Source organism: Methyloversatilis sp. (genome assembly GCF_051861465.1).
Classification (GTDB): domain Bacteria; phylum Pseudomonadota; class Gammaproteobacteria; order Burkholderiales; family Rhodocyclaceae; genus Methyloversatilis.
Map to the genome: position 1 here is coordinate 1 of NZ_JBHYCQ010000004.1, position 25,298 is coordinate 25,298.

General features: G+C 66.4%; 22 protein-coding genes. 11 read left to right on the forward strand and 11 right to left on the reverse strand.

All coding sequences use genetic code 11. From position 1 onward, the window contains the following. Positions 1-167 precede the first annotated feature (167 nt). The gene (locus tag ACTIFF_RS06495; RefSeq protein WP_439536098.1) at positions 168-1,346 is read left to right on the forward strand and encodes an IS110 family transposase; all 1,179 of its coding nucleotides are present in this window, start codon (positions 168-170) and stop codon (positions 1,344-1,346) included. Between the two features lie 279 nt (positions 1,347-1,625). Here ACTIFF_RS06495 and ACTIFF_RS06500 read toward each other — a convergent pair whose 3' ends face one another. Next, entirely contained in the window at positions 1,626-2,417 is a 792-nt protein-coding gene (locus tag ACTIFF_RS06500) for a hypothetical protein (protein ID WP_439536099.1), read from the reverse strand. A 444-nt stretch (positions 2,418-2,861) separates the two neighbouring features. Here ACTIFF_RS06500 and ACTIFF_RS06505 point away from each other — a divergent pair, with 444 nt between their 5' ends. The 4 genes from ACTIFF_RS06505 (at position 2,862) to ACTIFF_RS06520 (ending at position 8,340) form a co-directional block, all read left to right on the forward strand. Then, positions 2,862-3,284, forward strand: a complete 423-nt coding sequence (locus ACTIFF_RS06505) for a hypothetical protein (RefSeq protein WP_439536100.1) — start codon at positions 2,862-2,864, stop codon at positions 3,282-3,284. A gap of 123 nt (positions 3,285-3,407) precedes the next feature. Beyond that, positions 3,408-4,493, forward strand: coding sequence for an HlyD family secretion protein (locus tag ACTIFF_RS06510; RefSeq protein ID WP_439536101.1), 1,086 nt, complete (start codon positions 3,408-3,410; stop codon positions 4,491-4,493). Then, entirely contained in the window at positions 4,445-7,213 is a 2,769-nt protein-coding gene (gene rbbA / locus ACTIFF_RS06515) for a ribosome-associated ATPase/putative transporter RbbA (protein ID WP_439536102.1), read from the forward strand. The genes ACTIFF_RS06510 and rbbA overlap by 49 nt, the downstream gene beginning before the upstream one ends. Continuing rightward, positions 7,213-8,340, forward strand: a complete 1,128-nt coding sequence (locus ACTIFF_RS06520) for an ABC-2 transporter permease (protein WP_439536103.1) — start codon at positions 7,213-7,215, stop codon at positions 8,338-8,340. Before rbbA ends, ACTIFF_RS06520 begins: the two co-directional genes overlap by 1 nt. 287 nt (positions 8,341-8,627) lie before the next feature. Here ACTIFF_RS06520 and ACTIFF_RS06525 read toward each other — a convergent pair whose 3' ends face one another. From ACTIFF_RS06525 to ACTIFF_RS06535, 3 genes are all read right to left on the reverse strand, one after another. After that, entirely contained in the window at positions 8,628-9,794 is a 1,167-nt protein-coding gene (locus ACTIFF_RS06525) for a MalY/PatB family protein (RefSeq protein WP_439536104.1), read from the reverse strand. A 14-nt stretch (positions 9,795-9,808) separates the two neighbouring features. Further along, positions 9,809-11,944: a 5-histidylcysteine sulfoxide synthase gene (gene ovoA, locus ACTIFF_RS06530; RefSeq protein ID WP_439536105.1), complete on the reverse strand. Its 2,136-nt coding sequence runs from the start codon at positions 11,942-11,944 to the stop codon at positions 9,809-9,811. Positions 11,945-12,107: 163 nt separating this feature from the next. After that, positions 12,108-13,019, reverse strand: coding sequence for a LysR substrate-binding domain-containing protein (locus ACTIFF_RS06535; protein ID WP_439536106.1), 912 nt, complete (start codon positions 13,017-13,019; stop codon positions 12,108-12,110). 125 nt (positions 13,020-13,144) lie between these two features. Between ACTIFF_RS06535 and ACTIFF_RS06540 the strand changes: the two genes are divergently transcribed. The 4 genes from ACTIFF_RS06540 to ACTIFF_RS06555 all read left to right on the forward strand — a co-directional run bounded on the left by ACTIFF_RS06540 (position 13,145) and on the right by ACTIFF_RS06555 (position 16,446). After that, on the forward strand, positions 13,145-13,792 hold the full coding sequence (locus ACTIFF_RS06540) for a glutathione S-transferase family protein (RefSeq protein ID WP_439536107.1): 648 nt from the start codon (positions 13,145-13,147) through the stop codon (positions 13,790-13,792). Between the two features lie 5 nt (positions 13,793-13,797). Next, positions 13,798-14,691, forward strand: coding sequence for a pyridoxamine 5'-phosphate oxidase family protein (locus tag ACTIFF_RS06545; protein WP_439536108.1), 894 nt, complete (start codon positions 13,798-13,800; stop codon positions 14,689-14,691). Positions 14,692-14,744: 53 nt separating this feature from the next. Then, on the forward strand, positions 14,745-15,677 hold the full coding sequence (gene msrP, locus ACTIFF_RS06550) for a protein-methionine-sulfoxide reductase catalytic subunit MsrP (protein ID WP_439536109.1): 933 nt from the start codon (positions 14,745-14,747) through the stop codon (positions 15,675-15,677). A gap of 160 nt (positions 15,678-15,837) precedes the next feature. Beyond that, positions 15,838-16,446 (forward strand): PEPxxWA-CTERM sorting domain-containing protein, encoded by a 609-nt coding sequence (locus ACTIFF_RS06555; protein ID WP_439536110.1) that lies wholly within the window; start codon positions 15,838-15,840, stop codon positions 16,444-16,446. A 65-nt stretch (positions 16,447-16,511) separates the two neighbouring features. Here ACTIFF_RS06555 and rnk read toward each other — a convergent pair whose 3' ends face one another. Beyond that, complete coding sequence (gene rnk / locus ACTIFF_RS06560; RefSeq protein ID WP_439536111.1) at positions 16,512-16,922, reverse strand: nucleoside diphosphate kinase regulator; 411 nt, start codon at positions 16,920-16,922, stop codon at positions 16,512-16,514. 239 nt (positions 16,923-17,161) lie between these two features. On the opposite strand from rnk, the gene ACTIFF_RS06565 reads away from it, so the two are divergent. After that, a complete protein-coding gene (locus tag ACTIFF_RS06565; protein ID WP_439536112.1) occupies positions 17,162-17,968 on the forward strand; it encodes an NYN domain-containing protein in 807 nt (268 codons plus the stop codon). A gap of 19 nt (positions 17,969-17,987) precedes the next feature. On the opposite strand, the gene ACTIFF_RS06570 is transcribed toward ACTIFF_RS06565, so the two are convergent. The 3 genes from ACTIFF_RS06570 to ACTIFF_RS06580 all read right to left on the reverse strand — a co-directional run bounded on the left by ACTIFF_RS06570 (position 17,988) and on the right by ACTIFF_RS06580 (position 20,965). Further along, entirely contained in the window at positions 17,988-18,359 is a 372-nt protein-coding gene (locus ACTIFF_RS06570; RefSeq protein ID WP_439536113.1) for a hypothetical protein, read from the reverse strand. A 234-nt stretch (positions 18,360-18,593) separates the two neighbouring features. Then, positions 18,594-19,274 (reverse strand): PEP-CTERM sorting domain-containing protein, encoded by a 681-nt coding sequence (locus ACTIFF_RS06575; protein ID WP_439536114.1) that lies wholly within the window; start codon positions 19,272-19,274, stop codon positions 18,594-18,596. Between the two features lie 191 nt (positions 19,275-19,465). Beyond that, positions 19,466-20,965, reverse strand: a complete 1,500-nt coding sequence (locus ACTIFF_RS06580; RefSeq protein ID WP_439536115.1) for a diguanylate cyclase domain-containing protein — start codon at positions 20,963-20,965, stop codon at positions 19,466-19,468. Positions 20,966-21,438: 473 nt separating this feature from the next. On the opposite strand from ACTIFF_RS06580, the gene ACTIFF_RS06585 reads away from it, so the two are divergent. Next, positions 21,439-22,371 carry an HDOD domain-containing protein gene (locus ACTIFF_RS06585; RefSeq protein WP_439536116.1) on the forward strand — a complete coding sequence of 311 codons (933 nt, stop codon included), beginning with the start codon at positions 21,439-21,441 and terminating at the stop codon, positions 22,369-22,371. Positions 22,372-22,443: 72 nt separating this feature from the next. Here the strand turns inward: ACTIFF_RS06585 and ACTIFF_RS06590 are convergent, their stop codons facing one another. The 3 genes from ACTIFF_RS06590 to ACTIFF_RS06600 form a co-directional block, all read right to left on the reverse strand. Continuing rightward, positions 22,444-23,019 (reverse strand): amino acid kinase family protein, encoded by a 576-nt coding sequence (locus tag ACTIFF_RS06590; protein ID WP_439536117.1) that lies wholly within the window; start codon positions 23,017-23,019, stop codon positions 22,444-22,446. A 232-nt stretch (positions 23,020-23,251) separates the two neighbouring features. Continuing rightward, complete coding sequence (locus ACTIFF_RS06595) at positions 23,252-24,289, reverse strand: hydantoinase/oxoprolinase family protein (RefSeq protein ID WP_439536118.1); 1,038 nt, start codon at positions 24,287-24,289, stop codon at positions 23,252-23,254. After that, positions 24,279-25,286, reverse strand: a complete 1,008-nt coding sequence (locus ACTIFF_RS06600) for an ATP-grasp domain-containing protein (protein WP_439536119.1) — start codon at positions 25,284-25,286, stop codon at positions 24,279-24,281. The genes ACTIFF_RS06595 and ACTIFF_RS06600 overlap by 11 nt, the downstream gene beginning before the upstream one ends. Positions 25,287-25,298 lie beyond the last annotated feature (12 nt).

Here is a 25,298-nt window from a genome sequence, read left to right on the forward strand (position 1 = left end):
GTCGAAGCGATGACCGATCATAACCACGGCATGTAAACGGACGATGAAGCGGGTTTTTCTACAGCCTCAACGTTTGAGTTAACCGGAGCAGTGGGGTATGACGACGTTTGGGCCAGAATGAAATGGAGGCCCAAACGGCGGCATACCCCACTGCTTCCGGTTGAATGATGGAATGGACTCCCCCGACCTTTTGGCGCCCAATCAGGCACCTGCCGGTCGTCATGGGTGTGGGGATCGGCCTTCAACCGGAGGAGTCCGCCATGAATGCTACTACCGTCGCTGTCGATCTTGCCAAGAGCATCTTTCAACTCGCCGTCGCCGATGATCAATGGCGGCTCACCGAGTCTCATCGCCTCACCCGCAAGCAGTTCGAAGCCTGGTTCGCCAACCGCAACGTCTCTCTCGTGATCATGGAGGCCTGTGGTTCGGCTCATCACTGGGCTCGCTGGCTCACTTCACTCGGCATCGAAGTGCGGCTGCTGCCCGCCGCCTATGTGCGCGCCTACGTGCGCCGCAACAAGACCGACGCCGCCGACGCGCGCGCACTGCTCGAAGCTGCCCGCGCATCCGACATCGAGCCCGTGCGCGTGAAATCAGTCGAACAGCAGGCGTTGCAGGGCCTGCATCGCATCCGCGCCCTGTGGATGGCTACGCGGACAGCACGCATCAACGCGCTGCGCGGCTTCTGCCGCGAATTCGGCCTCGTCATTCCGGTCGGCGCGCGCACCGGCATTGAGGCGATCAGCCGTGTGCTGGCCGATCCTGCCAGCGCTGTTCCGACTCTCATCCGAGAATCGATGAAGCTGCTGGTAGAGGAAATCCGTCTTCTTGAAGCCCGCATCGCTCGGCTTGAGAAGGAACTGTCGTCTCTGGCGCGCCACAGTGACGCCTGCACCCGGCTGCTCACCATTCCAGGTATCGGGCTGATCACCGCCACCGCCATGGTCGCCGCCACCGGCGGCAGCGTTGCCCACTTCAAGGACGCGCGTCACTTCGCCAGCTGGTTCGGGCTCACACCCAAGGAGTTCTCGTCCGGCTCGACCCGAACGCTCGGGCACATCTCCAAACGGGGCGATCGTTACCTGCGCATGCTGCTCACGCACGGCGCCCGCGCCTGCCTGAGGGCCGCCGCACTCGCGGCCAAAGCAGATCGCGCCCTGGACCCGCTCAGGCAGTGGGCCGTGACGCTTTCGGCGCGCACCCACCACAACAAGGCCGCCTGCGCACTGGCCAACAAGCTCGCACGCATCTGCTACGGCGTGCTGCGTGACGCAACCCGCTACGGTGACCCGCAACCCCGACTGGCGCGCAAGATCGAGCGCACCAGCTGGCCGGTCGCCGCCTGAACAACCCTTCAACCGATATCCCACCAACCCTTGCAACGAGACTGATCATCCATCATGGCAAAACGGGTCACACCCACGGGGACTTACGCCGATAACCCTTCCGGCAGCTTGCGTGCCGCTTGTAGCGATTGGCGATCCCCGCGCAGATTCCATGTCGGCACGGGTCACACAGAACCCGCTTCAGATGCCGGATATACGACTGCAAGTGATTCACCCGACTACGCCAGACTATTGATCAGCCTTGATTCTGGGGGGAGTCCATATACGAATGGTTAGGCGTCACTGCAAGTCGCTTCGCCAGTTTGTCTTGCGCAGATTCGTTAGCTCGCCAGTGATTGCATTTTCATACTCAGACCCAATTCGCTCTTTTTCGATGGCAGCGGCAAGTCGTCGTCGTTCAATCTCCACAGCTTGAGCGCCCCTAATCCGAGCAATGAGTTCTAGATGTTGGACACGATATGAGTCCGCTGGCAACGCCTGGGCTCCGATGTCACTAAGCTCAGTCGGAACGCTACGATATGCCGCCATTGCGGTTTGCTTCTTATGCTCAAGACGATCGATTACTTCCGCTAGTTCGGCATTGAACTGCTGTCGGTCACTAGGGCTAAGGTCGGCCAGTGGCGTTGCTTCATCCGCAACCTTAAGTAGGCATTGTCGTATGTCGACTGAGAATACCAGTTCCGCTCGGGACGGCTTGGGCGCTGAGGCTACATCCGACATTTTTGCCGTTCTCGGCGGACTATAAAGGCCCGCGCATTCCGGAGTCGCGAGCATTTGATAGTCCAGAACTGCGTTCGTGCGCAGTCGCTTATAGGCAATCGCAAGTCGGTCGTTCAGAAGCTTCAGTTCGACCTCCCGCTTCGCGATCCCTTCTTCCAGGACTGCTTTCTGGTAGAGCGGGATCACCGTGAAGTAAAGGCTTCCGACCGTGATCAACACAAGGCAGAACTGCGCGAAGTGGCTCAGACGAGGAAGCCATACATCCCACTTGCTCAGGCTCGGGTGTGACGCCTGCTTTTGCCGCGACAGCTGCCGTGCAAGGCTTGCGCGATTTTTCTTGGACCGCAGCATTGTTTGTTCGTGACGCCTAACTTTGTTTTCTGGCGCAGTTTTGCGCCATAACTATGGACGGTGCCGGATAAACACAAAGAATTTTCATTGGGGGGCTTCTTTTGTTCTCAGTTGATTGGCGCGCCGTGTGCTGGACAACTATCTGTTGAACGAACACAAAAAACCTCACCCCTCGTATGTCACGCAAGTGGAGCATATCAACGGTGTCTGTTCCATCAGTCATTTATCCGAGTGGTGACGCGATGGGGCGCGCCCCATTGCACAGGGTCGTTCGGGCGACTTCTCCCATTCGCACCTGTGCGGCCAGGGTTGGGGCCGTGGCCATGGTAGTCACATGCTTCGCTGCTTTTCGAAGCAGAAGCTTGACGCATGCCCGGGCATGCCGCGCTGTCAGCGGATAGATTGCGGCCTTTCCTGCTTCTTTCCGGTCTCGCTGCCGCACATATGAACGCTTCCACCTTGTCACCCCTCCAGACCGAATGGTCCACGCTGCAGCAGGACCACGAGCGCCATGAGCGTTACGCGGTCGGGATCAAGGTCGCGGCGGTGGTGCTGACCGCCGGTGCCGCGCTGTTCGGTTTTCCGTTCGAACTGGCGGCACCGCTGATCGCCATCGTCTGGGTGATCGAGGCGATGCTGCGCACGGTGCAGGGGCGTCTGGGTCAGCGATTGCTGAAGGTGGAAACGCTGATCGCCGACGGGGCTTCGGAGTACGCGGCGTTCCAGTTGCACACCGAGTGGCAGGCGACGCGCCCGGGTGCGGCCGGGCTGTTGATGGAGTACGCGAAGAGTGCGCTGAAGCCGACGGTGGCCTTCCCTTATCCGCTGCTCCTCATCCTGTCGTTCGTGCTGTCGCTGCCGGGCTGACGCCCGATTCGTCGCGCCGGCTTGCCGAAGGTCAATACACGCGCGCCGGAGACGCGCACTATGGGGGAGTGGCCGTATGCCGGCCGCCTGCAGTGATCCCTCGCTTGTTTCCGGACCGCCCGAATGTCAGAACCCCGTTCACGCCCCTGGCTTGTGCCGATCGCCATCGCGCTGCTGGCCATCGCAGCCTTCTTCGCGTGGAAGCACTTCCAGACGCCACCACCGATCGACGCCTTCGCTTCGGGCAACGGTCGCATCGAAGCGACCGAAATCGATGTCGCCAGCAAGACCGGCGGGCGCTTGGCCAGCGTGACGGTGCGCGAAGGCGATGATGTGAGCGCCGGGCAAACCCTTGCCGGCATGGATGTGCGCGCACTCGAGGCCGAACTGCACATGGCCGAAGCCCAGGTCGCCCAGGCGAAGGCGGCGCATGTGGCGGCGATCGCGGCGGTCGGCCAGCGGCGCAGCGATGTCGCCACCGCCGGCGCGGTGGTGGCACAGCGGCAGGGTCAGTTGGCGCTGGCCGAAAAGGACATCGAGCGCACGCAGCAGCTGGTCGACAAGGGCTTCATTTCGGCCCAGAAGCTCGACGTCGACCGCACCGCGAAACAGACGGCGCAAGAGGTGACCCGAGCCGCCGTGTCGCAGTTGGGTGGCGCGCAGTCGTCGATCGAGGTGGCCCGTGCGGCGGTGGTGCAGGCGGCGGCAGCGGTCGAGGCGGCGCAGGCGCGGGTCGAGCGCATGCGGGTGGACCTGCAGGACGCGGTGCTGGTCGCGCCGGCCGATGGCCGCGTGCTGTACCGGCTCGCCGAGCCGGGCGAGGTGCTGCCCGCTGGCGGCAAGGTGCTGACGCTGCTCGACATCACCGACGTCTACCTGACGCTGTTCCTGCCGACCTCGCAGGCCGGGCGCGTGGCGATCGGCAGCGAAGCGCGCATCGTGCTCGACGTGCGGCCCGACATTTCGATTCCGGCCAGCGTGAGCTTCGTGTCGCCGCAGGCGCAATTCACGCCGAAGTCGGTGGAGACGCGCACCGAGCGCGAGAAGCTGATGTTCCGCGTGCGCGTGAAGATTCCGCCCGAACTGCTTCGGGCGTACGCCAAGCAGGTCAAGACCGGTCTGCCCGGCGTGGCCTGGGTGAGGCTGGACGCCGGCGCGCCGTGGCCGGCGACCGTGCCGCCGCCGGTGGCCATGCCCGCGCAGCCATGACCGGAACCGGCGTCGCCCGGCTGGCCGGCGTGGGCCTGCGCTATGGCGATACGGTGGCGCTCGACGCGATCGATCTGGACATTCCGTCGGCCTGCATGGTCGGCCTGATCGGACCGGACGGCGTCGGCAAGTCCAGCCTGATGGCGCTGGTGGCCGGCGTGCGCGTCATCCAGCAGGGCAGCGTCGAAACGCTGGGCGGCGACATGGGCAGCCGCCCTCATCGGGAAGCCGTGTGCCCGCGCATCGCCTACATGCCGCAGGGGCTGGGCAAGAACCTCTACATGACGCTGTCGGTGTTCGAAAACGTCGACTTCTTCGGCCGCCTGTTCGGCCAGTCGTCGGCCGAACGCGGGACGCGCATCGCCGAGCTGCTCGACAGCACCGGGCTCACGCCCTTCCGCGACCGGCCGGCGGGCAAGCTGTCCGGCGGCATGAAACAGAAGCTCGGCCTGTGCTGCGCGCTGATCCACGACCCCGACCTGCTGATACTCGACGAGCCGACCACCGGCGTCGATCCGCTGTCGCGCCGCCAGTTCTGGCAGCTGATCGACCGCATGCGCGCGCGACGTCCCGGCATGAGCGTGCTGGTGTCCAGCGCCTACATGGCCGAGGCGGAGCGCTTCGACTGGCTGGTGGCGATGGACGACGGCCGCGTGCTGGCCACCGGCAGTCCGGCCGACCTGCTGGCGCGCACCGGCACGACGGATCTCGACGCTGCCTTCATCGAACTGCTGCCGCCGGACAAGCGCCGCGGCCACGCCGCGCTGGTCGTGCCGCCGCGCGTCGTGCAGGGCGACGGCCCGGCCATCGTCGCCGAAGGGCTGACCATGCAGTTCGGCGATTTCACCGCGGTCGATCACGTCGATTTCGAGATCGGTCGCGGGGAAATCTTCGGCTTCCTCGGGTCGAACGGCTGCGGCAAGACGACGACCATGAAAATGCTCACCGGCCTGTTGCCGCCGACCTCGGGCAGGGCGCTGCTGTTCGGCCATGAAGTCGATGCCAGCGATCTCGACACGCGCCGCCGCGTCGGCTTCATGACCCAGGGCTTTTCGCTGTACGGCGAATTGAGCGTGCGCCAGAACCTGGTGCTGCACGCCCAGCTGTTCCACCTGCCGGCGGCGGACGTGGCGCCGCGCGTGCAGGAAATGGTCGATCGCTTCGGACTGGCGGGCTACGTCGACGCGCAGGCCGCCGGCCTGCCGCTGGGCATCCGCCAGCGCCTGTCGCTGGCCGTCGCGGTCATCCACAAGCCGGAAATGCTCATCCTCGACGAACCGACCTCGGGTGTCGATCCGGTCGCCCGCGACGGTTTCTGGCGCTTGCTGATCGATCTGTCGCGCAAGGACGGCGTGACCATCTTCGTGTCGACCCACTTCATGAACGAAGGCGAACGCTGCGACCGGATATCGCTGATGCATGCCGGCCGCGTGCTGGCCAGCGGCAGCCCGGCGGCGCTGGTCGCCGAACGCAATGCGGCGTCGCTCGAAGACGCCTTCATCGCCTGTCTCGAAGAAGCCACCGGCGAGGCGGACCGGCCTGCCGCGCCGGCCGTCGCGGCCGTCGCCGCCCGCGCGGTGAGCACCGAACGCCGCGCCTTCAGCCTGCTTCGCCTGTTCGCCTACGCGCGCCGCGAGTGGCTGGAAGTGGTGCGCGATCCGGTGCGGCTCACGTTCGCGCTGCTCGGTTCGGTCATTCTCGTGCTGATACTCGGCTACGGCATTTCGATGGATGTCGAGGACCTGAAATTCGCCGTGCTCGACCGCGACCAGTCGCCGGAAAGCCGTGCCTATGTGGAAAACATGGCCGGCTCGCGCTACTTCCTCGAACAGCCGCCTCTGGCCGGCAGCGCCGAACTCGACCAGCGCATGAAGGCCGGCGAACTGAGCGTGGCGCTCGAAATCCCGCCCGATTTCGGACGCGACCTGCGCCGCGGACAGGCGGTGGACATCGGCGTCTGGGTCGATGGCGCCATGCCGTTCCGTGCCGAAACGACGCTGGGCTACGTGCAGGGCCTGCATGCCGACTTCCTGCAGCAGGCGGCCCGCCGGCAGGTCGGCGCGGTGCAGGAGGCGCCGGCGCGGCTCGACATGCGCTACCGCTACAACCAGGACTTCAAGAGCGTCTATGCCATGGTGCCGGCGGTGATTCCGCTGCTGCTCACCTTCATTCCGGCCATCCTGATGGCGGTCGGCGTGGTGCGCGAGAAGGAGCTGGGGTCGATCACCAATCTGTACGCCACGCCGGTGACCCGGCTCGAATTCCTGCTCGGCAAGCAACTGCCCTACATCGGCGTCAGCATGATCAGCTTCTACGGGCTGGTCGCGCTGGCCGTGTTCGTGTTCGGGGTGCCGCTCAAGGGCAGCCTGTTCACGCTGAGCGTGGCGGCGCTCATTTTCGTGACGACGACCACCGGCCTCGGCCTGCTGATGTCGTCCTTCGCGCGCACGCAGATCGCCGCGCTGGCCGCGACGGCCGTGGTCACCATGCTCGCCACCGTCACCTTCTCCGGCCTCACCCACCCGGTGTCGTCGCTCGAAGGGGCGGGGCGCCTGATAGGCACCTTCTTTCCGGCGACCTATTTCCTGAACATCAGCCGCGGCCTGTTCACCAAGGCGCTCGGCCTGCAGGACGTCTACACGGACTTTTTCGCGATGCTCGCCTTCGTGCCGGTGCTGACGATACTCAGCGTGCTGTTGCTGAAGAAGCAGGAGCGGTGATGAAGGTGCGCCTGCTCAATGCCTGGCGGCTCGGCATGAAGGAACTGCTCAGCCTGTGGAACGACAAGGTGCTGCTGATCATGATCGTCTGGGCGTTCAGCGGCGGCATCTACACGGCGTCGACGGCGACCTCGCAGGAACTGCACAACGCGCCGATCGCCATCGTCGACGAGGACCAGTCGGTGCTGTCGTCGCGCATCGCGGGGTCGTTCTACGGGCCGTACTTCAAGCCGCCGGACATGATCACGGAATCACAGGTCGACGCCGGGCTGGATGCCGGCATCTACACCTTCGTGCTCAACATCCCGCCCGATTTCGAACGCGACGTGCTCGCCGGGCAACAGCCGGTCATCCAGGTGAACATCGATGCGATGCGCGTCAGCCAGGCCTTCATCGGCGCCGGCTACATCCAGAACATCGTGCTCGGCGAAGTGGGCGAGTTCGTGCCGCACCGGCGCAGCGAGGCGGCATCGCCGATCACGCTGGCGCCGACCGTCATGTTCAATCCGAACATGACCAGTTCGTGGTTCGGCAGCGTGATGGAAATCATCAACAACGTGACCATGCTGTCGGTCATCCTGACCGGTGCGGCGCTGATCCGCGAGCGCGAGCACGGCACGCTCGAACATCTGCTGGTGATGCCGCTCGGCGCCTTCGAAATCATGCTGGCCAAGGTGTGGTCGATGGCGCTGGTGGTGTGGATCGCGGTCGGACTGTCGCTGTATTTCGTGGTCGGCCGCGTGCTCGACGTGCCGATCGCCGGCTCGATCCCGCTGTTCATGGCCGGCACGCTGGTGCAGCTGCTGGCCACCACCTCGCTCGGCATCTTCATCGGCACGCTGTCGCGCAACATGCCCCAGCTCGGCCTGATGATGATTCTCGTGGTGCTGCCGCTGCAACTGCTGTCCGGCGGCATGACGCCGCGCGAAAGCATGCCGGAGGTGGTGCAAAACATCATGCTGTTCGCACCGACGACGCATTTCGTCAGTCTGGCCCAGGCGGTGCTCTACCGCGGCGCCGGTCTGGACGTGGTGTGGCCCAGCCTGCTGGCCATGGCCGCGATCGCGCTGGCCTTCTTCGTTGCATCGCTGCTGATGTTCCGGCGCAGCATCGCGGCACAGGGCTGAAGTGGATGCGGGCGTATGGGAACCGCCATGTGGGAGATGCCCAATGGGAGCTTCCCTGTGGGAGCGGCGTCCCCGCCGCGATCAGTGCCGCGATGGTCACCTTGCAGCGTGCAGATCGCGGCGGGGACGCCGCTCCCACAAGAACGCCGCCGCTCCCACAAGAACGCCGCCGCTCCCACAAGAACGCCGCCGCTCCCACAAGAACGTCGCCGCTCCCACAAGAACGTCGCCGCTCCCACGACCGCCGCCCACACACGACCGCCCGAACTGATGTTCGCGCGGACGCCTCAGCGCTTTGACAGCGCCTGCTCGATCCGCCCCAGCGCGTCGAGAACGACTGCACGGGGCGAGCCGAGGTTGAGGCGCATGAAGCCGCTGCCGCCGGTGCCGAAGGTGATGCCGGGGTTCATGCCGACCTGTGCGCCGCCGACGAAGAAATCGCGCAGTGCGCGGTCGTTCAGCCCGAGTGCGCGACAGTCCAGCCACATCAGGTAGGTGCCTTCCGGCTGCACGGCGCGGATGCCGGGCAGGCGCTGTGCGGCGAACTGCACGACGGCGTCGCGCGTGCCGGCCAGATAGGTCATCAGCGCATCGAGCCACGGGCCGCCGTCACGGTAGGCCGCTTCGAATGCGGCGACGCTGAACGGGTTGGACGCGCTGACGTGCAGGCGCCCGAACACCTTTTCGATCGCGCGCCGCTCGGCGTCGTCCGCGATCAGCGCCGACAGGCCCAGCCCCGGAATGTTGAAGGTCTTGCTCGGCGCCACCGTGGTGACGATGCGGTCGCCCGGCTGCGCCAGCGTGGCCAGCGGTATATGTGTGTGGCCCGGGTAGATCAGGTCGTGGTGGATTTCGTCGGCCAGCACGACCAGCCCGTGGCGGCGCGCCACGCCCAGCATGCCCTCCAGTTCCTCGCGCGACCATACGCGGCCGACCGGATTGTGCGGCGAGCACAGCAGCAGCAGCTTCGCGCCGTCGGCGGCGCAGGCGTCGAGATGATCGAGATCGACTGTCCAGCGGCCATCGCGTTCGATCAGCGGGTTTTCGATCACGCGCCGGCCGGTGTCGCGGATGGCCGAGAAGAAGGGCGGGTACACCGGCGGCTGCACGATGACGCCTTCACCCTCGGCGGCGAACGCCTGAACCGCGGCATACAGTGTGGGTACGACCCCCGGGCACATCAGCACCGATTCCCGCGCCACCGTCCAGCGGTGCCGCGATGCGAGCCAGCCGGTCAGCGCATCGAAGGCACCGTCCGGGTAGAGCGAGTAGCCGAATACCGGGTGCGCCGCGCGCGCGGCCAGCGCGTCGAGCACGGCGGGCGGCGCTGCGAAGTCCATGTCGGCCACCCAGAGCGGGGTCACGGCCGTCGTACCGAAGTAGCTGCCGCGCCCGTCGTGCTTGACGCTGGCCGTCCCGTCGCGCGCAATGAGGCGGTCGAAATCGACGCTCACATCCGTCGTCCCGTTCAGCGCACGCGTTCCCACAGCGTGACCTCGGCCACCGTGTGCTGGTGCTTGCGACGCGTCTCGCGGATGACGAAAGGCACGTCGCGCGGCGCACCGAGCGGACGGAAGTGCTCGCCCAGGAGGGCCTTCATGCCGTCGAGCGTGGTCCAGCTTTCGCCGTCCTTCTTGAAGCCGCCCAGCCAGTCGTCGCGTTTCGTGTGCTCTTCGAGCCAGGTGTAGGGCGAACTGATCATCAGCACGCCGCCGACATTCAGGCGTTCATGCACCGACTTCAGGAAGGCGGCCGGATCGTACAGCCGGTCGATCAGGTTGGCGGCCAGCATGAAGTCATAACCGGTCAGCACGGATTTGAGGTTGCAGGCGTCGCCCTGCTGGAAGTCCACCTTGCCGCGCACCGCGTCCAGATCCATGTCAGCGAGCCGGCGCGTCTTGTACGACACGAGTTCGCCTTCGTCCGGAAGCGTGTAGCGCAGTTCGCCCTGTTCGGCCAGATGGACGCCGGCGTTGATGAAGCGGGCCGAGAAATCGACGCCGGTGACGTGTTCGAAGTGACGTGCCAGTTCGAAGGTGGAACGGCCGGTGGCGCAGCCCAGATCGAGCGCGCGGCGGGCCGGGCGATCGGCCATGGCTTCGATGGCGATCTGCGCCAGTGCCTTCGGGAAGTTGGGCACGCCGAAGTACTCGTCGCCGTAATGGAATTCGGCGTACTCGGACAACTGCCGGTCGCTTTCGTAATAGACGTTTGGCGCTGTGGCCGGTGTATCGCTCACCACGTATCGGAACCCCGCATGCTGGAAGAAGTGGCGGCGGAAGGCATAGCGCGATGCACGCGTCGCCTCGTTGCCGCAGGAAATCCACGAGCCACCCTTGATCAGGTTGTGGCGCGCGTCGAAGGTCGGTGTCGAGAAATCGTCATACGTCGGGTGCACATCGAAGCCGGCGAACGGGTAGATCGGCGTTTCCGTCCATTGCCACACATTGCCGACCACGTCGAAGAAGTCGCCGTGCGCGTGGACATCCACGGGGCAGGACGACGCCCAGTGATCGAGGTGGATGTTGGCTCCGGCTGCGCCGTTCGCCGGTACTTCGGTCACGCCGGCCACGTCATGCAGGCGGTACCACTCGTCCTCCGTCGGCAGCCGCACCGATGCGCCGCTGCGCGCGGCCTTCCAGTTACAGAAGGCCTTGGCTTCGTGGTAATTCGTTTCCACCGGCCAGTTCCATGGCATCGGCACCTGTTCGAGCATCAGCCGCAGATGCCAGCCATCGGCCGTGCGCACCCAGAACTCCGGGTGTGCAGTCTGGTGACCATCGCCGGTGCGCCAGGCGCGCCAGGCACGACCTTCGTCTTCCCACCAGGCTTCGTTCGCGTAGCCACCGTCATCCACGAACTCGAGGAATTCGCGGTTGCTGACGACGTAACGACTGGCCTGGAAGGCATCGACCGCGACGTCACGCTGCGCGTATTCGTTGTCCCAGCCATAGATCGGATCATCGCGTCGCCGGCCCAGTTGCGTGACGCCGGCAGAGACCGGGTGCAGCGCGTTGTCCGGCGCATCGCCGGCGTCGCGACAGGGCTCCCATGCCGGATGCGGGCGCACGTAGTCGAGCCGGCTCTGCCGGATCAGCACCGATGAGGTTTCCAGGTGGATGCGCTCGTGCTCGATGCCCATGATGACGACCCACCACGGGTGGGTCCAGCCGATCGGCGTGGTGAGCGGCGCGGTGTGGATGACGCGGTCGACCACGCTGCGCACCGTGTTGCGGTAGTCGCGCACCGCCTGCACGCTCGGCCAGTCGTAATTCGACTCGTTCAGATCGTCCCAGCTCATTTCATCGACGCCGACCGCGAACATCGATTCGAAGCGCGGGTTGATGCGCGCGTCGATCAGACCTGCGAGCAGCAGCTTGTTGATGAAGAAGGTCGCGGTATGGCCGAGATAGAAGATGAGCGGATGGCGCAGCGAAATCGGTTTCCGGTAGTAGGCCTCGTCACAGGTCAGTACCTCGAACAGCTGTTCGTAGCGGCTGAAGGTGGCGTGAAAGTAATCGCGCAACGTGCTGCGCAGCGCATCCGGGTCGGTCGCATCGAGGCGGGGCGTGCGCAGGAAAAGGGTGTCCTGATGGGCTTGCATGTTTTTCGTTTTTACTCCGGCGGATGCGGGTGTTGTAAGAGCTGCCGGTTGTCCGGGGGTGATGGCAGCTTCATCCGCTTGCCCCGGCTATGACCGCGTCTGTGACGCGGTGCCGGGCCGACAAGTTCAGACATTGTGCAGCGCGCACCGGGTCATGCGTATTTCACGCCTGATCCGGCGCGAATGCGCCGCTGTCGTCACCCAGTTCGCGCGCCAGCCAGTCCACCAGCAGCCGGGTGCGGCCTGGCAGCAGGCGTGCGTGCGGGTACACGATGTGAACCGGTCGCGGTGGCGGCTCGAATTCGCGCAGCACAATGCGCAGTGTACCCCGTGCGAGGTAGGGCCTGACCTGGTAGCACAGGAAGAGGCCGAAACCGGCGCCGGCGGCACAGGCGTCGACCGCCGGTGCGATGTGGTTGAACTCGAGGTTGCCGGCGACCGGCACCGTGACGGCGCGACCGTTGATGTGAAAGCTCCAGGCCAGGCTCGACGCGCCGGTGAAGCGCACGCAGGGTACGCCGCGCAGGGCGTCCGGATGTGCGGGCTCGCCGTGGGCGGCGATCAGGTCAGGGCTGGCGACCACGACGCGGCGGATGGCGCCGAGCGGTCGTGCGATCAGGCCGGAGTCGTCGAGCGCGCCGATGCGCACGCCGACGTCGATGCCTTCCTCCAGCATATTGACCACGCGGTCGTGCAGCAGCACGCGCAGCTTCACCTGCGGATACTGGAGCGCGAAGCGGGTGACGACAGGTGCCACGTGCATCAGGCCGAACTGCACCGGCGCGGTCAGCGTGATCGGTCCGGACGGCTCGGCCGCCCCTTCCTTCAGCGACTCCTCCGCGTCCTGCACGGCCGACAGCACCTGACGACAGCTTTCAAGATAGCTGCGGCCTTCGTCGGTCAGTGCGATGCGGCGCGTCGTGCGGTTCATCAGTCGCACACCCAGATGCGCCTCGAGTGCGGCCAGCGTGCGCACGACGGCCGGCAGCGAACTGTCGAGGGCACGCGCGGCGGCAGTCAGGCTGCCCTGCTCGGCAATGTTGACGAAGGCACGCATCGCCCTGAGTGTGTCCATGCCGGATATTACTGCGATAAGTGGAGCAGTGTTATCCGATATTGCTCATTTATTGCCTGAACTGGATCGTGGATAGTGTGTTGCGTCGCCCGTCGGCGTCACGAAACCCAACCGAGGAGTCCGCCATGTCCCTGACCGCCATCCACCGTCCTGATGTCCCCATCGTGCTGCATGGCTTCAAGCTGTCCGGCCACAGCCATCGCGCCGAGTTGTTGCTCGGACTGCTGGGCCTGCCGTTCGAATTCCGCCAGGTCGATCTGGCGGGCGGCGAACAGAAGACGCCGGGCTTTCTGCAGAAGAACAGTTTCGGCCAGATACCGGTGATCGAGGATGGCGCCACGGTGATCGCCGATTCGAATGCCATCCTCGTCTATCTGGCGCAGCGCTACGCGCCCGGCCGCTGGCTACCGCTGGACCCGGTCGGTCAGGCGAAGGTGCAGCGCTGGCTCACGGTCGCGGCGGGTCTGGTCGCCTTCGGTCCGGCGGCGGCGCGGCTGGTGACGCTGTTCCGCGCCCAGTTCGACACGCAGGAGGTGATCGCCCGTTCGCACCGCCTGCTCGCCGTGATGGACCTCGAACTGGGTGTGCAGGATTGGCTGGCGGGCACGGCGCCGACGCTGGCGGATGTGGCGGTGTACACCTACGTCGCCCATGCGCCGGAAGGCAATGTGTCGCTCGACGACTACCCGAACGTGCGCGCCTGGCTGGCGCGCGTCGAGGCGCTGCCCGGCTTCGTCGCGATGTCGGTGAGCCCTGTCGGCCTGCGTGCCTGATCGCCATGGACACCCCACGCGATCCCTTCCACGACGGCGAGCGCGCGGTGCAGGCGCAGGCCGGCATGCAGGCGCGCATGGCCGAAGTCGGCCCGCGCGCCATCCGCGACCACATGCCGGACCAGCATCGCGACTTCTTCGCGCTGCTGCCCTTTCTCGTCATCGGCAGCGTCGACGCTGACGGCCAGCCCTGGGCGTCGGTGCTGTCCGGCCCGCCGGGCTTCGTGCAGTCGCCCGATCCACGCACCCTCCAGGTCGCCGCCCGGGCGCATCCCGACAGCCCGCTCGCGGCCCACCTGCGGGTCGGGGCGCCGCTCGGTCTGCTCGGCATCCAGCCGCACACACGGCGGCGCAACCGGATGAATGGCACCGTCGTGCGGGCAGGCGAGGCCGGCTTCGATGTCGAGGTGGAGCAGAGCTTCGGCAACTGCCCGAAATACATCCGCACGCGCGAAGCTTTCTACTTTGGCGACGATGAACCGGTTGCACCGGCACAGCCGCTGGCGGCGCTCGATGACGCGGCGCGCGCGCTGATCGCGCGTGCCGACACGCTGTTCATCGCGAGCGCACACGCAGCCGGCGTTGACGTGTCGCACCGCGGGGGCGAACCAGGCTTCGTCACGGTCGGTCCGGATGATGTGCTGACCTTGCCCGACTATGTCGGCAACTTCTTCTTCAACACGTTGGGCAATCTGCTGCTCGAACCGCGTGCCGGTCTGCTGTTCATCGATTTCGACAGCGGCGATCTGCTGCAGGTGAGCGGACATGCGCAGATCGTGTGGGAAGATGAAGCACTGGCCGCCCATCCGGGCGCGCAGCGCCTGCTCACGATCGCAGTGACCGGCGCACTGCGCGTGCCGGGCGGTCTGCCGCTGCAGTGGCAGATGACTGATCCGTAAGGATGGGGACGCCACGCCGGTCTGTCGCAGCATCACCCGCCCGGCGTCATCGCATGCAGAAACAAGCGCACATCCGCATCCTGCCCTCGGACATCACCCCGCGCACCGTGTTCGAGGCGCGCCGCGACGCGCTGCGCGTCGGCGGCGCCTTGCTCGGCGCGTGGGCGGCCCCGGGTGCGCTGTATGCGGCCGCCGGACTGGGCCCGCTGCAGCGCAGTCCTCATTCGATCAGCGATCGGCTGACGCCGCTTGAACACGTCACCGGCTACAACAATTTCTACGAATTCGGGACCAGCAAGCAGGATCCGGCGGTCTATGCGCACAAGCTGCCGGTGCGCCCCTGGACGGTGAGCATCGAAGGCCTGGTGCACACGCCGCGCACGCTGGACATCGACCGGATCATGAAGCTCGCGCCACTGGAAGAGCGCATCTACCGCCTGCGCTGCGTCGAAGGCTGGTCGATGGTCGTGCCCTGGGTCGGCTTTCCGCTGTCGGCCCTGCTGAAGCAGGTCGAGCCACTGGGCGGCGCGAAGTACGTCGAATTCGAATCCTTTCACGACGCAAAGCTCATGTCGTCGCCCATCTTCAATCCGCTGGTGTTTCCGTACATCGAAGGCCTGCGCCTGGACGAGGCGATGCATCCGCTGACACTGCTGGCGGTCGGCCTGTACGGCGACCTGCTGCCGAAGCAGAACGGCGCGCCGCTGAGGCTGGCCGTGCCGTGGAAATACGGCTTCAAGAGTGCGAAGTCCATCGTGCGCATCCGGTTCACCGACGAGCAACCACTGACGTCGTGGAATCGCTCGGCCCCGCACGATTTCGGTTTCTATTCCAACGTGAATCCGCGGGTCAGCCGCGAGCGCTATGACCAGCGCCGCGAGCGTCGTCTGGGCGAACTGGTCAAGCGCGACACGCTGATGTTCAACGGCTACGCCGACGAGGTGTCGGGCCTGTACACCGGCATGGATCTGGCGCGCGCGTTCTGACCCGGGCCGATCCGGTGCGCACGGATCCCCGAACGTCGGAAAAATTGACAGCCCGCTGCCGCGGCGTAATCCGGTTCAACGGAATCAATGGTTTGCAGGACTGGTTTGGGTTTTGCTTATAGCGTCGCAGCGCCCCCCCTACACGAAGGACACCCCACTCATGAGTTCCACGCTGAAGTCCCTGTTGATCGCTGCTTCGCTGATCAGCGCCCCGGCCGTTTTCGCGGCATCGCCGGTCACGCCGGTGTCGGTATCGAACAACGGTCTCGTCGCGATCGACGGTGTTGATCTGTCCATCCTGTTCGATGGCTACATCGCGCCGGAAGGCACGTCTTTCCAGACGGATTCGGTGTCCTGGTTCAACCAGGTGGGCAGCAGCGGCGTCTCGCTGGATTTCGACTTCGGTCAGCTCTACACGCTGAGCGACGTGCTCATCGGCGTCGATCACAACGACTTCTATCAGGTTCAGGTGTCGCTCGATGGGTCGGTGTGGAACACGCTGTTCACCAACCTCGCGTTCGAAGGCCAGTCGAATTTCGGCAGCGAAATCATATCCAGCGTGGCGGGCGATCCGGAGTACCAGGCGACCATCGACTTCCCGACGACGGTTGCGCGCTACGCCCGCCTCTACGCCGTCGGCGGCGACAACGCGTTTTCGGTGTCGGAAGTGAGCTTCAGCGGCGTGGCCGTGGTGCCGGAACCGGAAACCTGGGCGCTGCTGATCGCCGGTCTCGGCCTGATCGGCGCGATTGCCTATCGTCGCAGCTGAGTCGGCGACGCTGACAAAAAAGGCCGGCACGTGTGCCGGCCTTTTTCATTGCAGCGCACCTGCGTTCAGCTGACGTAATCGCCCATCGCTTCGGGCTGCATCAGCACATCGAGCACGCGCACCGTGATCTGCCGTCCACCCGGCACCTGCCACGGGATGGCCTGGCCGACCGACAGCCCGAGCAGTGCGCTGCCGATCGGCGCCAGCACGGACACGGTGCCGGCGACGCCGCTGGCTTCCGGATACACCAGCTTGAGTTCGAAGGTGGCTCCGTTCGCGTCGTCGATGAAGCGCACCGTGGAATTCATCGTCACGACGCCCGGCGGCATGTCGGCCGGCGCCACCGTTGTGGCGCGATCGAGTTCATCGCGCAAGGCGTCGGCGCCCGGCTGGTGCCGGTAGGCCTCGCGGTCGAGCAGCCGGTGAAGGCGCGCGGTATCGAGGCTGGATACGGTGATGGGGGGCGAAGGTTGCATGCGGGTCACCTCATGATGGATGGACGTTCGGATGAACGAACGCACGGTCTGGCGTTCGATGAGGGTTCCCCAAAACAAAAAGGCAGCGCCTGCTGAAAGCGCTGCCTCGGGGAATTGCCAAGTATCTGAAAAGTTTACTGCAAATGAGGCGTCTGGGCCAGCCCGCCCACCTTTTTCAGGCGCGTACGCGCGGCGGCAGGCATCATGTCGGCCCCATCCGAGCACGCAGGGAGCACACATTGAGCCGCAGTGACAGCGAACCGAACCGGTCGGTCGCCCTATATTGGGATTTCGAGAACCTGCACGCCAGTCTGGTCGAGGACCGTTATGGCGAAGGTCATTACGCCAAGCCGGATTCCCGCTTCAAGGTGCAGGAACCGCTGGTCGACATCGATGCCATCGTCGGCCTCGGCGCCTCGTTCGGACCGATCGCGATCAATCGCGCCTATTGCAACTGGCAGTACTTCGGCCGCTACCGCGACATGCTGCTGCAGAGCGCGGTGGAACTGATCCAGCTGTTTCCGCCGGGTGCGTCAGCCAAGAACGGTGCGGACATCAAGCTGTGTCTGGACGCGACCGAAGACATCAGCCGCTTCGGTCACATCGGAACCGTCATCATCGTCGGCGGCGACAGCGATTTCATGCCGGTCGCGCAGAAGATCAAGGCGGCCGGGCGCACGTTGATCGGCGTCGGAACGCGCAAGGCCACCAATCGTCACTGGGCGAAAAGCTGTCACGAGTTCCGCTTTTACGAGAACCTGATCGGCAAGAGCCCGTCCGACGAGGCTTCGCCGGCCGAAGCGAGCGCCGTGCAGCCCTCGGATCCGGCGGCCGACATCCTGCGACGCGCCGTGCGTCTGCTGTCCGGTGCCCAGGGCGAACCGTGGGTGAACAAGGCGTCGATCTGGCCGATGATCAAGCGGCTCGACGCCACGTTCGACGTCAAGGACCATGGCTACAGCGATTTCAGCGACATGCTGAAGTCGCTCGACGCGGTCGTGGAGGTGAAGAAGGGCGAACTGGACCACGTCGTGCGCCTGCGCTGAATCGGCGCTGGCGGACCGCTCAGTAGGGACGTCGCGCGCGCCGTCGCGGCGGCGGCAGACCGGTGTCGGCACGCAGTCGTCCGTGCTTCTGGGCGTCCAGCCGCAGCAGCTGGCGCGCCACATAGATGCCGGCGGCCAGCGGCAAGACGAATTCCGGATAGATGGCCTGCACGTTCTTGCTCAGCTCCATCAGATAGCCGACATAGCCGAACGCCAGTTTGGCCAGCGCGACGACGATCCAGACCTGGATGAAGATGATGAGCATGACCAGCGGGCTGGCCACCAGACGCTGCGAATGACGGCCACCGAACGCGCCGGCGACCAGCGCAATCAGCGCGATCCACCAGGCGCCGAGGAAGAACAGCAGATAACTCTGGAACTCTTCGATCACGGAAAGGCCTCGGCTGCTTCGGATACGGAAGGGGGCCGGCCCGCGCTCTGCATCGCAGCCCGGTCCGGTTCGCGCGACAGCATAGCGGATCACGCGCGCTGCAGCGGCCGAAGCAGGGGAGGCGGTGAGGGATGGCTGGAACGTGAAAGGCGGGGCCGTCGCGACCGATTGTGTCGCAACCGCTGTTGCGCGGCACTCAGCCGCACGCGGGCCGACGCCCGCGCCACCCGCCGTTCAGCGGCGGCGCAAGCCCGCCAACAGGGCGATGCCCAGGCCTGCCAGCATCAACACCCAGGTTTCAGGTTCCGGTATCGGCGGTGCGATGCCATAGGTGCCCACCGTGAAGCCGTTCCAGTTTTCGTTGGTCAGGCTGGTCCAGGTGATCGAGCTGACGGCACCGGTGAAACGGATGACGCCATGCGGTTCGCCGCTGCCGTTCAGCTGGAACTGGCCGCCGCCCAGATCGACGCGGGTCAGTGTGCCGTTGCCCCAGTAGCCCGCCCCGAAACCGACCACTTCGAAATCCTGGTCGAACCGGTAGCCGTTGCCGTTCAGGCTGACCACGGCGAAGAACAGGTCCTGTACCGGTAACGAAAACGTCAGTGTTTTGGATGTGGCCCGCGACAGCGCGATGATGTCCGTCGTGCCCGGTGCGTTGTCGACCAGTGCGCTGACATAGGGCGAAGAGGGGTTCCAGTAGTTGCCGCCGCCCGCGGTCTGGATGAAGGCGATTTCACCGACATAATCGACATCGACCGTCGATTCGCCGATGTTCAGCACGCCGGTGGCCGAACCGCTGGCGCCAGCCGTTCCGCTGGTCCAGTCCACCCAGGTGACCGGCGCAGCACTCAATGGCGCAACGATGAGTGCCTGCGACAGCAGGCCAAGCACGACGAGCGTACGGCGGACAAACATTACGGATCTCCTGAAAGTCTGACCTCCTCCCTGTGGGCGGAGCATTTTTCGTCAACGGAACGCAAAAAGCATACCCAGCGGCCAAGTGCATGATTTTCCGTTGCTTGTGTTGATCGCCTTGACATCGATGTAAGGCCGGTCGACAAGGAAAATTACGACTTTGGTATTAGGACTGCGCAGGCCGCAGCCGGTCACGCCACCGATCGCTCCGGCGCGCCCGCCAGAACGACCTGGTTGCGGCCGCGCCGCTTGGCCTCATAAAGCGCCGCATCGGCCCGGCGCACCAGCGCGTCCGGTGTGTCGTGTTCACCCGGTACGATGACGGCGACTCCGATGCTGGCGGTCAGCACGGCGAAGGGCGAGCGTTCATGCGGCTGCGCGCACGCACGCAGCGCTGCACAGACCGACTGCGCCGTGGCGAGCGCCTGTGTCTCATCGACACCCGGACTGATGAAGGCGAATTCCTCACCACCGTAGCGGGCGACCAGATCGGTCGAGCGTCGCACATGCAGACCGATCACCTCGGCCACCTGACGCAGGCAATCGTCGCCCGCCTGATGGCCGTAGTGGTCGTTGTAGTCCTTGAACAGGTCGACATCGAGCATGCACAGCGCCAGTGGCTCTCCGTTGCGCCGCGCCCGCGCCCATTCCAGCGCCAGCGTGGTATCGAAAGAGCGTCGGTTGGCCACACCGGTCAGGCTGTCGGTGGCGCTCAGTTCGGCCAGCCGGCGGTTCGACTCTTCCAGTGCCCGGGTGCGCTCGTTCACCTTGTCTTCCAGTTCGTGCGCCAGCGCGCGCTGTTCGCCCAGCAGGATGACCAGCCCCATGCCGATGATGCTCAGCGTCAGGATGTACTCCTGCGCCCGCAGGATCATTTCGTGCGGTGTTGCGTCGCCGAAAGGGCGGAATCCGGTGGTCTGCGACCACGCGGCGGCCAACGCAATCATTGCCACGGTCAGTGCGGTGAGCCGGCGGCCGCACCGCGCGGCAATGTAGAGCACCGGCAACAGAAGCAGGTGCGGCGTCAGTGCCAGCCGGCTGTCCGGGTCGGCAGTGTGTTCCTGCAGGAAAATCGTGCCGGCCAGCAGCCCGGTGAACACGAAGACCGCCGTATCGCGCCAGCCCAGTACCGGTGGGTCGCGCTCGGGCTGCAGCAGCGCGAGCAGCAGCGGCGTCCAGATCAGCAGACCGAGCGCGTCGCCGAACCACCACAACAGCACCAGTGTCGAGTAACCCGCGCTCACGTTGTCGCGCGTGAATATCAGCACTGCGCTGGCCAGCAGCGCACAACCGAGCGCACCGAGCAGCGGCCCGGCGAGCAGAAAGCGGCCGAAGTCGCCGATGCGCTCCAGCCCCGGCGAAGCACCCAGCCGACGCATCAGCAGATAGGTGACCGTGACCTCGGCCAGATTGCTCAGGCTCAGCAGCACGGCCTGCAGCGGCGGGAATACCGGCAGGTTGGCCAGCACATCGGAACCCAGCGCAAGCAGCGCGAGCACGACCGCGCGCTCGCCGCGGTAGTGCAGCAGCGCAGCGAGCAGCACCGCGTTCGGCAGCCACATGACCACCTCGTTCTCGGGCGACAGCGCGGTCGAGAGCGTCAGCTTGGCGCTGGCGAAGTGCAGCAGCGGCAACAGCAGAAAGACCCGCCAGTCAGGGCGGCTGCGCAGTGCATCCAGAGTGTTCGGCACGTCGGGTTCGGGTGATTCACGGTGGATGGGCGCGCCAGAATGCCGGATCAACAGGGCGGCGGCGCGCGCAGCGACAAAAAGTTACCGTGAATAGTTGGCGCCGCGCTCTGATCTGGCGGCCGGCATGTGCGAGGGCCGGAACGCTGGCCGGCGGGCCGATGCGGGAATCGATGTCCGGTTGCATCGCACGATGGCCGACACGGTGCCGGCGCAGACCTTCCGGCCTGCAATGCAGTCTGCCGACCGACAGACGTGATTTTTCGCGCGCGCACATGCCCGCTGCGCGGCGCAAGATCCCATGTGGAGGACGTCACCGTTTCAGGCGGCCTCGTCCGGTTGGCGCCGCGCCACGCCGCGTGCTGCATCCATGTACGTCGTTTGTGTGTAGTCAAGCGTTGAGCCGTCCAGTCCGGATGATTCGCCCGCTCGGGCGGTCCTTCCGGCCCGTGATCGTCGACTGCCTGGAGACCGATGTGAGCCGAGCCGCAACGCCCGCCCTGTCCGCTGCGCTGGCCGCGTCACCCGCCAAAGGGGGTGGCACGGATGCGCCGCCCGGGGCGACACGCACGTTCGACCTGCTGGCCGACATTGCACGCGAACTGCGGCCGGGTGTCATCTTTCCGATCTGCTTCGATGCGCTGCTGCGCGTCCGCCAGACGCTGCGCGCACCGGAGGTCACGCTGCAGCAGCTGGCCGGCGCCGTGCGGGTTGATCCGCTGCTGTGTGCCCGCCTGCTGCGTCGGGCCAATCGGCTGCGTCCGGCATTGCCGGTGACCGGCCTGCGCGACGCGATCGCGCAGCTGGGCGGCGAGCGCAGCCGGCACATCGCGAGCACGGTGTCCGGCTGCCAGATCGGTTGCGCGCGCCAGCTGACCCACGTCGATGCGCTGTCGCGCCGTCTCTGGCTGCACACGCTGCGCACCGCCGCCGCGGCATACGTGATCGCGCAGCGTCTGACGTCGATCGACCCGGACGAGGCGATGACGGCGGCGCTGCTGCACGACATCGGCGCGTTCTATCTGCTTGATCGGCTGGCCCGTCACCCTCAGGCCGCTGACGAGCAGGGCGGCGTGGAGGCACTCATTCTGGAATGGCACGAAACGATCGGTGAAGCATTGCTGCAATCGCTCGGCCTGCCGGTGGTGCTGATCGATGCGATGCGCGACCACGAACAGCCGCGCACCGCGCCTGTTTCACTGCGCACCGTCGCCGACATCGTGTTTCTCGCCAACGTACTGGCTGGCGGCGCGACCGAGCTGTACGGTGACCCGGTGTGCCACGTGAGCCAGCGCCCCGAGCCGGTACGCGAGCGTTTCGCCGAGCTGCTGCCGGACATCGAACGCGAATTCGCCGCGCTGTGTGGCGCGGTGGCAGACAAGGCCTCGACCGATGGACGCGGGTCATGAAGTTCAGCGTACGCGGGTGTGGCCCCGACGTGGATCGCCGCTCCCACAGATACAGCGCCCCCCGAACGCGGCTTACACGGGTAGCGGGCCGTCCGCCTGAACGAGGTGGACCTCGATACCGTGTTCTGCCGCGAAAGTCGGCAGCCAGGTATCGACGATGCCGCGCCGGGCCAGTTCGGCCAGAGGCGCCTCCGGAATGTCGCACGACTTCACGAGCAGCACGCGCGGCAGGCGAAGCGCGCGCGTGAGCCACGCGGCAAGGCTGTCGGAGGTGACACGCCAGTCGCGCGGCAGGTCGAGCCGGGTGTCGAGTTCGCGCGCGGGCATCCACACCGGCGTCTGGCCGGCCGCGCACAGACCGGTCATCCGCGCGATCTCGTCGGTGGCGACGAAACCGGCACGGGAGCCGGCGAGCATCAGCGCGTACTGGTCCATCGCGCGCAGCGCCATGCGGTGTGCGACATCATCCGGAAAGCCCCAGCGAGCCTGACTCGCCCGGACCGCATCGGCAAAGGGGCCGCCACCGGCCACGACGATGCCGCGCCCGGCGCCCGCACCCGACAGCCAGTCGCACCAGCGCTGAAGCCGTCCGTCCGTGGGGTCACTCAGCAGGCTGCCGCCGAGCTTGATGACGAGCGGCGTGTTCATGCCGAACCCGTCCGGATTGCTCCGGAAGCGGCGCACCACGGCCTGCCCTTGCCGCGACCGGCTCTGCCCCCTGTGGGAGCGGCGGCCCCGCCGCGATTCGAACGCTGCAACGCGACCAGCGCGGTGCAATCGCGGCGGGGCCGCCGCTCCCACAGAGGCCGCACACAAAGGGGCCACACCCAAAGGGGCGGCTCGGACTCGAATCGCGCCAACGCGCCATCGCCTGACGACTTCATCGCGCAGGCCCGGCCAGCAGCGCGACAGCGACGGCCGGGGCGCAGGTGGTCGCATCGTCGGCACAGGTCGGTGCGCAGTCGGCCAGCAGGCTGGCGAGCGTGACGGCGCGGCGATCGAGCGCGTCGGCAAGGCGGGCGGCGATCATGCAGCCGGCGCCGGCGCACACCACCGGTGCGTCGGCGGACAGGGCCGCAATGCCGGGCAGTGCGCGGCTGGCGTCGATCAGCGTCGCGAGCTGGGCGTCGGCGAAAGTGGCGGCCAGGGTGCGCCAGTCGTCCATCGATCCTTCGTCGACATCGCGACCGATCATGCGGGCGAGGCGTCGGGCGCTGGCTTGCGGCGTCTTGGCGCCGCCGTCGGCCGCCGGATACTGGTCGGCGTGTTCCGGCAACTCGCCGAGCAGTCGCCAGATGTCGGCCGTGGTCGCGAAGTGTTCGGCCATCACGCGGTGCCGCCGGCCGCGGAAATCGACCGCCGGGGCCAGCGCCATCAGCGGCGTGCGGACCAGGCCGGCATACACCAGCTCGCCGCTGATCAGCCGGTCGGCGTCGCTGCGGCTCACGCTGGCCACCCCGCGGTCGATCACGATGAGGTCGCTCGTGGTGCTGCCGATGTCGGCCAGCAGCGCCTGCGGGCAGCGGCTCGCGACCCATGCGGCGGTTGCCAGCCAGTTGGCCGAGGCGATGTCGTCGGCGTTCGAGCGGGCGTTCGCCGGCGCGACCCAGCCGCTGCGTCCGGCATACAGGCGCAGTTCCCCCGGAAGCGCTGCGGTGAGCCGTTCGACGATGGCCACCACACCGGCGGCCCGCGAATCGAACAGATCCACCATTTCGCCGGTCATCGTGACGGCGTGGTGGCCGGTGTCGCCGAGTGCCGCACGTGCCTGCACGACGGCTGCATCCAGCTTGTCCAGTCCCTGCCACAGCGGGCAGGCCACCTGCACGACACCGGTGACGCGGCCGTGCTCGACGCGCGCCGCCTTCACGTGCGCACCGCCGATGTCCCAGCCGGTGATGGCGCCGTCAGACGACATCGACGGCCTCCGTCAGTTCGATGCGCTGCGGCTGCGCGGCGCGGTTCGGACGCCACAACGGGCCGCCGTCGGCCACGGTCAGTGTGGCGGCGAGCAGATTGCAGCCCAGCGCGTCGTGCAGCGCGCAGGCCGACGTGCTCAGGCGTGGGTTCAGTTCGACCACGACCGGGCCGTCGACGGTGTGCAGCACGTCGACGCCGACATGACCGAGCAGGCCGGGCAGGGCGGCAGCGATGCGCCGTGCCAACGCCTTGTATGTGTCGTCGATCGGCACCGCACCGACGGCCAATGCGGCGAGCGCTACCTCGTCGCCGTCGATGGCGAGGTGCTGGCGGTTGATCGACAGCAGCACCGCTTCGCCATGCGCGCACATCAGATTCAGGCTGCGCGCCTCGCCGGCGACCCAGGGCTGTGCCACGAAGCCCGGGCGCAGTGCCTGTGCGGCCCGATGCACGCTGTCGACAAGCCGCAGGCCGTCACAGCCGGCGCCGTCATCCGGTTTGACGACCCAGCGACCGGGCAGCGCCGGCAGCGCGGCGGCATCGGTGTAGTGCGACAGCACCGGAATACCGGCCCGGGCCAGACAGCGGGCGGTCAGCGACTTGGACGTGCCGATGCGACAGGCGTCGGCGTCGCAGCCGAGCAGCGTCTTGCCGGCGTCCGCGACCCGGGACGTCAGTGCAGTGAGCACGCCGCCGCTTTCCGGCGCGACGATGAGCACCGCATCGGCGGTCGCGAGCGCATGGTCGAAAGCCGCTTCGAAAGCGGCATCGAAGGCAGGGTCAGGGGTGACCGCAACGAGATGCGCCGGAAAGCCGGGCGGCGGCAGGCGCGCGTCATGCAGCAGGGTGATGTCGACATCGGGCAGCGCGGCCGCGTCGCGCAACAGCGCATCGCGCATCAGCCGGCCTTCGCGCAGCAGCGAAGACGGCAGCCGGGGCTGGCCGGCCAGTCCGCCGCCGGTGATAAACTCGAACACGAAAATTCGACGCTTCATATAAGGATTCGT